This window comes from Companilactobacillus tucceti DSM 20183 (genome assembly GCF_001434665.1).
Lineage (GTDB): Bacteria > Bacillota > Bacilli > Lactobacillales > Lactobacillaceae > Companilactobacillus > Companilactobacillus tucceti.
Genome location: NZ_AZDG01000037.1, coordinates 1 through 2,134, shown reverse-complemented (window position 1 = coordinate 2,134; position 2,134 = coordinate 1). Strand labels below are relative to the sequence as shown.

General features: G+C 41.9%; 2 protein-coding genes. Both read left to right on the top strand.

Going from position 1 to position 2,134, the window contains the following annotated elements:
• Nucleotides 1-104 precede the first annotated feature (104 nt).
• A complete protein-coding gene (gene istA, locus FC72_RS10530; RefSeq protein ID WP_003555353.1) occupies nt 105-1,328 on the top strand; it encodes an IS21 family transposase in 1,224 nt (407 codons plus the stop codon).
• Between the two features lie 9 nt (nt 1,329-1,337).
• Complete coding sequence (gene istB, locus FC72_RS10525; protein ID WP_003555349.1) at nt 1,338-2,075, top strand: IS21-like element helper ATPase IstB; 738 nt, start codon at nt 1,338-1,340, stop codon at nt 2,073-2,075.
• Nucleotides 2,076-2,134: the final 59 nt, after the last annotated feature.

The window sequence follows — 2,134 nt, the reverse complement described above, 5'->3', positions numbered from 1 at the left end:
TGTAAAAGGCACCCGTAAAATGTAGGAAAACGGCAGGTTAGAACTGTTGGTTTTCCTACATTTTTTGTATCATGAATCACATCAGAGTGTAGGAGGAATTTGATGTGAGACGTGATTTAAGAGAAGGAGTGACGATTTACGTGACTGAAAATATTAAGCCTAACTTCGCCGAGATTGCCCGGCAATATAATGTTGATTATCGAACCGTTAAGAAAGCCTATGAGGAAGTCAAAGCTGGACTTAAGGGCCGACCAAGTGGTCGACCGAAACGGCCAAGTTTACTGGATCCATTCAAGCAAACCATCGATTCAAAGCTTGAACTAAATTGTTCGGCTGCTTCAATTTTTAAATTTATCCAGAAGAAGGGCTTTACCGGCAGCTATACCCTCGTGAAAGATTATTGTCGCCAAACCCGCCGAGAACGAGTTAAGAAAGCTACCATTCGGATTGAACATTCCCCTGGTCTCTCTGCTCAAGTTGACTGGAAAGAAGAAATGGCCCTAGTGAGCAGCGAGGGTGAGCTGTTTAAATTCAATATTTTCTTGTATGTATTGCCTTATTCAAAACTCAAATATATGACACTAACCTTTGATCGGAGCCAAGATACCCTCTTTTCTTGCTTACACGACGCTTTCCTTCATACCGGAGGTATTCCGACGGAAATCTGGTTTGATAATATGAAAACCGTTGTGGATCATACAAAATCCCAGTTTGGCCACGCTGTCTTTAACGAACGGTTCCACGAATTCTGTAAAGATGCCGGTTTCACACCAATTGCTTGTCGACCATTCAGACCACAAACTAAAGGTGCAGTTGAAGCCCTTGCTCGCACGGTTGAACGTTTACGGCCATACAATACTGAATTTGCTGATGGAACTGAGCTAATCGAACTAGTTCATATGCTCCGAGATGATCTAAATCATGAAACTTCGCAGGCCACGGACGAAGTCCCGTACCTGAAATGGTTAGACGAAGAAAAAGAGTACCTTCATCGCGTTCCAGTTAATCTCCTTGAACCATACTTCGAAGAAAACATTACCCGTGTCGTTTCGAAGGAGGCCATGATCAATTTCCGCAAATGTAAGTACTCAGTAGATCCGCGATACATTGGTTGTACGGTTGCTGTTGAAATCTCCAATGATGAGCAGCGCATCCACATTTATTATAACGGAGAAGAAATTCGTACGCACTCCATAACTACCAATTCGCTGAATTATGACCCCCAAGATCAGTTCAATATCCTCAAATCTGATTTGCTTAAAGGGCGGACAGATGAAGACATTTCAGCTTACATTCGTGAACATATGACTGATTACGACAACTTATAGGAGGCTACCATGACCACTAATAATCAAATTCTTTTAAATAATCTTGAGCGCTTAGGGTTAAACAAAATCCGTGAATACTTGCCGAATTACCTTGATCAAATTCACACTGATAATCTGTCATTAACTGAGGCGCTAATTGATTTAACTAATTCGGAACTCCAGAATCGACACGAAGGTCAGATTGCACGGGCCATTGGCCGTGCTCGGTTCCCCAATACAAAATCCCTAGATACATTTGATTTTAGCTTTCAACCCAGTATTAATCGCCAAGAGGTTCTGGAATTCCAGAATCTGGCTTTTATGGAAAAGTCTGAAAACTTAATCTTTATTGGCAATCCGGGAGTCGGTAAAACCCACTTGGCAATTAGTATTGGGATTGAGGCCTGTAAACAGGGCTGTCGGGTTCTCTTTATTAATTGTCATGAGCTGTTGATTAGATTGAGAGCAGCTTACGAAAAAGGACTGCTTGATCGATCTCTAAGCCGCTATTCGCGCTATGACCTATTAATTATTGATGAAATTGGGTATTTGCCAATTGGTCACCAAGAAGCTAACCTCTTATTTCAGCTAGTCAATGCCCGCTATGAAAAGCATTCAACGATCATTACCAGCAATAGTGATCTATCCGCTTGGGTTGATATTTTCCAGAACCCAACTGTGACAGCAGCCATTCTCGATCGCTTGGTTCATCATGTTCACGTAGTGAAGATCACTGGTAAATCTTACCGATTACGTGGCCTCAAGTAACTGCCGAAAACCTACATTTCTTTCTGCCGAAAACCTACATTTTTAAACTGCCCTTGACA